The following is an 8,927-nucleotide window of genomic DNA, read 5'->3' as shown; positions in this document are numbered from 1 at the left end:
GGAACGATCCCGGCGAGAAAAAGTTGATCGATGGAAATTTTTGCCACCAGACCGTACAGGATAATCGGCAGGCTCGGCGGAAACAATAATCCCAGACTGCCGGAAGTGGTCACCAATCCCAGGGAGAATTTCTCCGAATAACCTTCTTTGATCAAAACAGGAAAAAGCAACCCGCCCAGAGCGACAATAGTCACACCGGAGGCACCGGTGAAAGCCGTGAAAAATGCACAAGTCACAAGAGCGACAATAGCTAATCCGCCGGGAAGCCAGCCGAACATAGCGCGGGATAAATTGACCAATCTTTTCGGCGTGCCGCTTTCCGCAAGGAGATACCCGGCAAAGGTAAACAGGGGAATTGCCAACAAAGTCGGCGCGCTGGCGAGACGATACATTTCCACGATCACCGCCGCGGTATCGATTCCGGCAAAATGAAAGCTCAACAGTGCAATTGCCGCAATCACGGAAAAGAGAGGCGCGCCAAATAACGCAACGAGCAGAAGTCCCAGCGCGATGAGCAGAGTTGTCATGATTGTGCTGCCTCCTTTTTCTCCGGACTGCCTAATTGGAAAACATTCTCAATGGCACGCAGCAGAAATCTAAATCCGATCAAGCCAAATCCAATCACGAGAATGAGTTGAAAAATCCAGGTGGGAATATTGGCGAAAAGCACACTGCCGCTCTCTTTTTCGAAGCCAATGAAGGTCAGGCTTGCCCGGAAAAGAAAGTAGCAAACAATGCTGGCGAAAAGATGCGTGATGATTTGAACGATGATTTTCCAGCGACGCGGCAGAAATCGCGACAGCACATCGATTTTAATGTGTCGATCTTCCCGGGTTGCCAGAGACGCACCGATGAAGCCGACCCAGAGCACGAGATGACGCAATAAGGTGTCGCCCCAGAGAATGGAAGACTCGAAAAAATTCCTCAAAATCACTTGCAAAAAGGCAATCAAAATCATCGCCGTCAAAAGCAAAATCAGAAACGCCGATTCAATTTTTGCCAGCCAGTCGCTAATGATGCGAATGAATTTCATGTTTATTCCTTAATTGAGCGATTTTAACAAAATAAATCAGCCATCTTTTTTGAAAATGCCAAAAGGCAGAATACCGGGAGTTCTGCGCCTGTACTCGGTGTACACATTCCCGAATTTTTGCTCCATGTAAGTTTCTTCTTTTTGCACTAATTTGCGCAGCAAAAAATACATGAAAACCGGCGCCGTTAGTCCGAGCCAGCTATTGACAATCAAAACCATCCCCGGCACCGTGAAAATGACCCAGGAAGCGTACAACGGATGACGGCAACAACGATAAACTCCGGTCCGGACAAATTTTCCCTGATAATAGGCGCTGTCAACGGTGAAATATGAAATGAGAAAAATTGTCAGTCCCGTTAAGATAAAAATAATGCCGGAAATAGTCAAGATGATTTGCGGGATAAATTTTATTTGGAAAAATGGAAAAAAATAGAAGCTGATTGATAACGGAATGAGGGAAAATAAAATGGAGAGACCTGCAAACACAGGTCCCACGCCCCAGCGGCTCATTTCGCTGACAGAATATTCTGTTTTTTGCTTTTGCTTCATGCAGCAGCTTTGTTAGGTACTTTTTGGGATTTGTAGTTTCGGGTTTTGAATTCCTAAACTTGGATTTTGAGTTTCAACGCAACGCTCAACGACCAATCACCAAACTAATTTGCGCCACGAAAATCATCCAGCGCCTTCTCCACCTCTTCGACCAATTTGAGGGAATAAAGTTTCGGCACCATCATCCGTCGCGCGCGTTTTCCCGCCTGGTAAAATTGTTCAACTTCTGCCTTGCCGGGCGCCGGACTCATTTTGATGCCCTGCTTTTTCAATGCCGCAATCGATTTTCGATTTTCTTCGCGGCTGAGCGTCATCAATTTAGTGAAATATTCTTTTGATTTTTCCAGCAAAACCTTCCGGTATTTTTCTGGCAGCCGATTAAATTGCCGTTTGGAAATGAGCACGGCTCCGGCGGCATCGGCGAGTGAAATCTCCATCATGTACTTGACTTTTGTGAACCATTGTAACGCAATCATTGCCAGCGGCGATGTGTAAACCGCGTTCACCATGCCTGTCTGCAACGCAGTCATGACGTCAATTACGGACAGCGGAATCGGATTAATGTGCAGCGCTTTGAACGTGGCTTCTGCCACCGGATCGCCTTCCCACATCCACATTTTTACTTTTTCCATATCTTTGAGATGGCGAACCGGCGTTTTGGAATAGACGTAAACGAAACCGACATCTGCCCAGCCGAGGAGAATGAAACCGTTCTTTTCAAACTTTTTGGCAAAATTATCAAAAAATTTCTCGTGAATGAAATCGACTTCGTCATAATTGCGAAACAGAAACGGCGAATCAAAAATTCTCACTTCCGGCAAAATCTCGCCCATGCCGACGCCGGTGAATCCGGCACTGTGCAATTGTCCCAGACGAATTTTGCGCAGCACATCTTTTTCGTCTCCGGAAACGCCGCCGGGGTAGATGCGAAAGCCAACTTCGCCGTTGGTGGCGTCGCGAACCGATCTGTCCAGCTCGTGCATCACGTTCATCCATGTCGAGCCTTCCGGCGCGAGGCTGGCGAATTTAATGACGTACTTTTGGCTGAAGCCCCCTGTCGTCGTTGTTAAAATGATCGCTGCCAGGAATAAGAAAAGTCGTTTCATTTTTTTATCTTCCCCCTTCTTTCGGGTTCGCAGTTCAGAGTTCGACTTTCGGGAATTTATCTTCTGAAAATTTTTAAAAGGTGATGCCTGAAGTTCGATAGCCTTTTGGGAATTAATCCGTCAGGATTTTATCTCGTACACTTTGAAAACAAATCTCAAATAAAAAGCTGCCGCCTAAAATCCAATCGCCAATGACAAATGCCCTGTGTCGGATTGCCCATCAAAAAAATTCACTGGCGTTTTCCAGCAAAATCTTTGCCTTCTTTTTGGCAATCGCATTGGGCAAATTCTGTTCGGGAAAAATATCTGCCGGCGCATCGAGCACTTTTTGGAGCGTCTTTTGAAACTGTTCCTCGTCAAACTCCCGCGTCAAATAATAACGCGCGTAATAGACCGATGGCAACAAAAATTTCCCCTGACTTAACTCAAAACAGCGATCAAAATGCGCCTTGGCTTTTTTCATGTCGCCGCCTAAAATCGGCGGTCTGACCGCGTAAAGTGTACCTAAAAAAAGATGGGCGCCGCCGAAAAAATAACTATCATCCAGCTCGATCACCCGCTCCATCATCGCCTGCACGCGAGGCAGATCAGATAGCGCAATGGGATCGTTCATACTCAAATTGATGAAATTGCCCCAGTTGTTTGCTGTCCAGAAAAGCGCGGGAACGTCTTTTGCGTTGAACTTTTTAAGCGATTGAGTAAAACTTTCCAATTCCTGATTTTCAGCTTGTCGGAACGCTCTATTTTTTCGCAACATCCGCAAGCCGTAATCACGCCCCCGCAAATAGAGTTGTTTGGCGCGTTGCGGATTTTCGTCTTCCACAAATCCCAACGCATAGGCGGCAAACCCCTGCGATGCCATGAGCAAGTATTTTTCATTGTCAGGGTCTGATTTGAGAATTCCTTCCAGCAACTTTAAATCTGAAGCAATCGCATGCTCCGCCAATGCCAGATCTGTTTCTTCGTACAGAGCAGCCATGCTGTCTTCCAGCAAGCCGGACATGGATCGAACAGCCAATTTCTGCATGCTGCACCCGGAGCCCCCCAAAAAAATAGCCATCAAAAGCAAAAAGATTGGTTTCCCCGGAAATCTTTTCTTCGTTATCATTTGTTACGCTTTCGCTTTTGAAGTTTGCAAATGTTGATAAGCCTCAATGACCAGCACAATCGCCACGACGAACAACAGCACCGCAATCAGCGCCAGAAAATAAGCGCTGACAATGCCAAAAGATTGCGGCATTGTTTGACCTGAATAGTAGTGCGCCAAAAGCATAATTTTCTTGTAAATCAAAACCAGCAATGCGCTGAGCGTCACGGCAAACATGAAATACATGGGATAGCGCAGGAAATAATTTTGCCGCTGTTTTTTCGCCAGCCACACTGTGCCCGCCAGCAATGCCAGCGCTGCCAACAACTGATTCGCCGAACCAAAAATAGGCCAGATAGCGGTCCAACTGCCGGACAGGGCGAGAATGCCACCTGGGAGTACAGTGAAAAATGTCGCCACAAAGCGATTGGTCAACACTCTCCGCGCCGGCGTGGAATTTTCCTTTCGAAAAAATTCCTGGAATGCAAACCGACCCAGTCGAGTCGCCGTATCCAATGAAGTCAAAGCAAATGCGGAAACAGCCAGCGCTGCGAAAGTAGTTCCCACATGCAATGACACTCCTAATTTTTCGACAAAGCCGCCTACTCCGGCTGAAAATACCGCAATAGGCCCTTTTGCCGCTAAATCAGACATATAATTTGACCGCGTGAGAATTACCGCTGTGATCAAGGCGATTACTGCTAATAATCCTTCGATGAGCATAGCGCCATAGCCTACGGGTCTGGCGTCACGCTCGTTGTCGAGTTGTTTGGCAGTGGTGCCTGAGGCGACAAGCGAGTGAAATCCGGAAATAGCGCCGCAGGCGACAGTGACAAATAAAATCGGAAACAGGCTGCCCAACTTGGGATCCACAAAAGCGGCGAAAGCCGGCATCTGCACTTCCGGATGTTTGAATAAAAGTCCGACGAACGCGCCGAGCAACACCAAGTAGAGCAAAAATGAATTCAAATAATCTCGCGGTTGCAATAAAATCCAGACAGGGGTCACCGACGCGACAAAAATGTAAGCCAACAGCACCCAAGACCAGATGTATTGGGATTGCGCAGCGTCAGCCGACGGCACCAACGGAAATTTAACGCCAAACCAGACGCACGCCAACAGCAAAATCACGCCGATAATTGTGGAAACAGCAAGGCCGGCTTTCATGCGATAAACGGAAAAACCGAATATAATTGCCAGAAAAATGAACAAAATCGAGGCCGTCGATACCGCCGGCGTCGCAACAAACGTTTTAGCGACCACAATAGTAAAAGCCGCAATCACCAACACCAGCGTTGCCCAGGCAAAAATGAGAAAAAGCTGCTTGCCGCGCTCGCCGATGTACGCCTCAATCACTTTACCCACAGACTGGCCTTTGTGCCGCACCGAGGCGACCAGAGAAGTCATATCGTGAACCGCGCCCAAAAAAATGCTGCCCAAAATGATCCACAGGAAAACCGGCACCCAGCCGAAAACAGCGGCAATGATAGGCCCGATGATCGGAGCGGCGCCGGCGATAGACGCGAAATGGTGACCTAACAAAACCGGCATTTTCGCCGGCACATAATCCACGTTGTCGGTCATGGTGTGCGCCGGCGTTTCTCTTTTTGGATCAATACCTAATTTTCGAGCGATATATTTTCCGTAAAACAAATACCCCAGAACCAAAAAAACCGAAGCGAATGCAATCAGCACAAACGAATTCATGGCAAGCCCTCCGATAAAAAGAAAATCTGATTGAAATTATTTGCCGCTGAAGTCCACTTTCGGGGCCTGTTTTGCCTCTGTCGGGGCTTCGAAATAGGGTCGTTTTTCGAAACCAAAAAATCCTGCAATCATATTTGTGGGAAAATGACGCACTTTTTGGTTGTAAACTTTCACTTTTTCGTTGTATTTACGGCGTTCCACGGCGATGCGGTTTTCCGTGCCAGCCAATTCGTCCTGTAAGCGGATGAAATTTTCATTTGCTTTCAATTCCGGGTAGCGTTCCACAACCAGCAGCAAGCGGGAAAGAGCGCCGGTAAGTTGATTGTTCGCCTGAATTTTTTCTCCAGGAGTTCTGGCGCCGCCAACGCTGGCGCGCGCTTTCGCTACTTCAATGAAGACTTCTTTTTCGTGAGCGGCGTAACCTTTGACTGTTTCCACCAAATTAGGAATCAAATCGTATCTTCGTTGCAGTTGATTTTCCACCTGGGACCAGGCGGTGTTCACTTCTTCGTCCAGCGTAACTAACTGATTGTAAGGTCGGGACAGGAAAAGCGCTAAAACAATCACCACAGCCAGAATTATAAAAATGACTTTAAACGCATTACCCATTTTTTTCTCTCCTCCAAAAAATTATAATTTATCGACTTCTGCCGTTAATTTTCTAACTTGTTCGATGTATTTTTTAACTAATTGATTCAGTTGCTCTTTCTTCAATTTAATGTGATTGGCGCGAAATTGCAAAATTTGCTCAAAAACAGCCGCGTCGAGACCGAATTCGTGAGCAGTCGCTTGCACAACTTCCGATTTTGATGCTGGCAGAGACTTATTTTTAATCTCTAAAAGCGCACTGAAAATTGAAACAAATGTGGGCAGAGAATTTCGCAGCAGCATTTTGAGAACGCGCGGCTTGCCGAGACTGCCTAAATAATTTTCCTGCAAATGAACTAATTTCCCCCGCAGATCACGCTCGCATTGGAGGCGAATGTCTCCGGGATTGAACTCCAATTTTTCCAGCACATCCTCGCCGAAAACGAGTTGATGATGTTGCTTCATCGTCAGAAATTCAATGGGAAAAGTGTCCAGCGCTGAACTGATGTAATCTTTCGTCAAAAAAAGCGGTGTACTGACGCGTCTCTTTGCCCATTTTTTGATCAACGGATGCGCTCTGTCCAAATTTTGAATGCCGTCGTCCGTGAGCACGATGAGAAAATTGATATCCGATTTCTTGTAAACGTAATCTCCGCGCGCCGCGCTGCCGTACAAAATAACGGAAATCAGGTCATCGCCGAAAATTTGTTTGCAATTCTGCGCGAATGGCTCTGAAATTGTCGCCGGGTCCTTGGGAATTTTTGACATAAATTTATCTCCTGATTCTCAGATTTCTATTCTTAATTTTAAATAATTTTTTGAGTAAATTAATATCCGCCACTGACGCCGCCGCCGCCGCTCATTCCGCCGCCGAAGCCGCCAAATCCGCCGCCAAACCCTCCTCCGCCACCGAAATTTCCCCAACCGCCGCGACCACGACCGCTTCCGCCCATCATCGCGCCTAAAAACAGCCACGGCAAAATTCGTCCGCGCGTGGCAAAAATCAGAAAAAAGATGAACAGTATCGTAATAAAGCTCATTCCGCCGCTATTGCGCTTTCTCGCCGGCAATTTTACTTGTCCGGTGAGTTCCACGCCATTGGCTTTGGCAATTTCTTCGGCAATGGCCGCTGTGGTGTAGAGAAAACCCTGGCCAAATTTGCCCCGCTTCAAGTAAGGAATCAAATAGGTATCCCGAATTTCACCGGCTTTGCCGTCAGGAATGATTCCTTCAATGCCGTAGCCGATTTCGATGCGAATGCGTCTCTCTTTAATGGCGTCCAAAATCAGAACACCGTTGTCTTTGCCTTTTTCTCCGATTCCCCAGGCTTCAAACAGACGATTGGCATAATCCTCGATGTAATTGTCGCCGAGCGTGGGAATGGTCACTGCGGCGATTTCAACGCCGGTCTTCTGCTTCAACTCCAAACAGAGAGTATTTATTTTTTGCTCAAATTCCGGGGGAATCACGTCCGCGTAATCACTGACGTAATTGATCGGGCGGGGAAATTTTTGCGCTGATAATGATGTGGCAAATAACGTAATGCCAATGAAAACAACAAATAACGTCGTAAGTAGCTTCTTCATTAGACTCTCTTTCTCAAAGTAAGAAATTTATTAAATATTTCACGCCGTCATTTTAAAAAAGGTTCCGACACATAAATCAGAGCAGACCCAATTTTGGGCAAATAAAAAGGTTTTTCGGACAAAAATGATGCTGAGAAACCTGCGATCTGAAAATCTTATTTTTGACAATTATTCTGCCGGAGATTTTTTCACTTTTTTCCATTTCCACCCAAATAACGCCGTGCCCAGCCGCCGCGTCCAGCGTCTTTTGCTCATCCAGCGTTTCAATGCCGGGAATCGCCCCCGGTCGTATTCATTTTTAATGGAAATAACTTTGTTCTGTTTCGCTTCTTTGCTCTGTTCCTGAATCTGCCCCTCCAAAATGAACAGTTCTTCTGCCGTGCAAATTCCTTTGCGAACAAGCATGTTCACAATCGTCTCGGTGGAAATAATGTCCGCATTGGGAACAGCGTCCGGCGTTTTCTTCTCTTCGATAAAACTCATGCTCCTCCTTACAGTCGTCTGATCGTAGTCCATAATCATCCCTCCGCGCTGCTGATTTTTTCACTGAATTTTCTGAGCAGGGATTAAAATGCAAATTTTTTAGCTCCCCCACGCTGCATAAATATAAACTTTGCCCGACTTAATTGCAAGGATAAAATGGGGAGAAAAATATTTTTTGCAGCAGTAAAAAAACCAATGCGGCAAAGATGTACTCCACTTTTTAAGTGGGGTACATCTCTTGCTTTTGCCCGAGCCGGTGGTTGCCACACAGAGTTTGTTTCATGGAATTTTTGCAAATATTTTTTCAAAAGTTTGAAGTTCCGGACAATTTTATTGCAAATTAGAAGTTGAACTTCTAATTTGCAAAGATTTTTATTGACAACTTGACTTTTATCTCGTATCTCTGATAAAAATTGCCGCTACGCATTTGAGGATTTTATGATCCGGAGAGAATTCGCAGAAATAATTCTCGCCGCAGCCGAACAAATGCCAGTAATTGCCATTAGCAGGCCACGACAGGCCGGGGAAACGACACAGGACTCGTCTGTTCGCTGCTCGGGATTGGGTCTCCGGATGAACTCAATTTTCATTATCTCAAAGGAGAAATTTTTGAATCTTTGATCATTTCAGAAATGAAGAAACGCATCGCTAACACCAATAGCAATGTGAATCTCTATTTCTGGCGTGATGCTTCGGGACACGAAATAGATTGTGTCATTGAATCAGGCCAGAGTGTGACAGCGGTAGAAATCAAATCGAGCACCACAATAAACCCGGAATTCTTCAAA

12 protein-coding genes are annotated in these 8,927 nt (G+C 46.2%); 1 reads left to right on the top strand and 11 read right to left on the bottom strand.

Features of this window, described 5'->3' with window-relative positions; translation table 11 throughout:
- The 11 genes from GXO74_02690 to GXO74_02640 form a co-directional block, all read right to left on the bottom strand.
- Nucleotides 1-527 (bottom strand): TRAP transporter large permease subunit (locus tag GXO74_02690; GenBank protein ID NOZ60567.1); only part of this gene is annotated, 527 nt, incomplete at its 3' end.
- Nucleotides 524-1,033, bottom strand: coding sequence for a TRAP transporter small permease (locus tag GXO74_02685; GenBank protein ID NOZ60566.1), 510 nt, complete (start codon nucleotides 1,031-1,033; stop codon nucleotides 524-526). The genes GXO74_02685 and GXO74_02690, both read right to left, overlap by 4 nt.
- A 36-nt stretch (nucleotides 1,034-1,069) precedes the next feature.
- A complete protein-coding gene (locus GXO74_02680; protein NOZ60565.1) occupies nucleotides 1,070-1,582 on the bottom strand; it encodes an isoprenylcysteine carboxylmethyltransferase family protein in 513 nt (170 codons plus the stop codon).
- Between the two features lie 104 nt (nucleotides 1,583-1,686).
- On the bottom strand, nucleotides 1,687-2,688 hold the full coding sequence (locus GXO74_02675) for an ABC transporter substrate-binding protein (GenBank protein ID NOZ60564.1): 1,002 nt from the start codon (nucleotides 2,686-2,688) through the stop codon (nucleotides 1,687-1,689).
- Nucleotides 2,689-2,908: 220 nt separating this feature from the next.
- Nucleotides 2,909-3,715 carry a hypothetical protein gene (locus GXO74_02670; protein ID NOZ60563.1) on the bottom strand — a complete coding sequence of 269 codons (807 nt, stop codon included), beginning with the start codon at nucleotides 3,713-3,715 and terminating at the stop codon, nucleotides 2,909-2,911.
- Nucleotides 3,716-3,799: 84 nt separating this feature from the next.
- Nucleotides 3,800-5,482 carry a carbon starvation protein A gene (locus tag GXO74_02665; protein NOZ60562.1) on the bottom strand — a complete coding sequence of 561 codons (1,683 nt, stop codon included), beginning with the start codon at nucleotides 5,480-5,482 and terminating at the stop codon, nucleotides 3,800-3,802.
- A gap of 36 nt (nucleotides 5,483-5,518) precedes the next feature.
- A complete protein-coding gene (locus GXO74_02660; protein ID NOZ60561.1) occupies nucleotides 5,519-6,091 on the bottom strand; it encodes a LemA family protein in 573 nt (190 codons plus the stop codon).
- Nucleotides 6,092-6,112: 21 nt separating this feature from the next.
- Nucleotides 6,113-6,838 carry a nucleotidyltransferase domain-containing protein gene (locus GXO74_02655; protein ID NOZ60560.1) on the bottom strand — a complete coding sequence of 242 codons (726 nt, stop codon included), beginning with the start codon at nucleotides 6,836-6,838 and terminating at the stop codon, nucleotides 6,113-6,115.
- A gap of 59 nt (nucleotides 6,839-6,897) precedes the next feature.
- On the bottom strand, nucleotides 6,898-7,656 hold the full coding sequence (locus GXO74_02650; protein NOZ60559.1) for a TPM domain-containing protein: 759 nt from the start codon (nucleotides 7,654-7,656) through the stop codon (nucleotides 6,898-6,900).
- 168 nt (nucleotides 7,657-7,824) lie between these two features.
- Entirely contained in the window at nucleotides 7,825-8,172 is a 348-nt protein-coding gene (locus GXO74_02645; protein NOZ60558.1) for a hypothetical protein, read from the bottom strand.
- Between the two features lie 50 nt (nucleotides 8,173-8,222).
- Entirely contained in the window at nucleotides 8,223-8,447 is a 225-nt protein-coding gene (locus tag GXO74_02640) for a hypothetical protein (GenBank protein ID NOZ60557.1), read from the bottom strand.
- A gap of 243 nt (nucleotides 8,448-8,690) precedes the next feature.
- Between GXO74_02640 and GXO74_02635 the strand changes: the two genes are divergently transcribed.
- Nucleotides 8,691-8,927, top strand: a 237-nt coding sequence (locus GXO74_02635) for a DUF4143 domain-containing protein (GenBank protein NOZ60556.1), incomplete at its 3' end; no start/stop codon positions are given.

This window comes from Calditrichota bacterium, assembly GCA_013152715.1.
GTDB lineage: Bacteria > Zhuqueibacterota > Zhuqueibacteria > Thermofontimicrobiales > Thermofontimicrobiaceae > 4484-87.
This window is presented reverse-complemented; position numbering and strand designations above follow the sequence as displayed.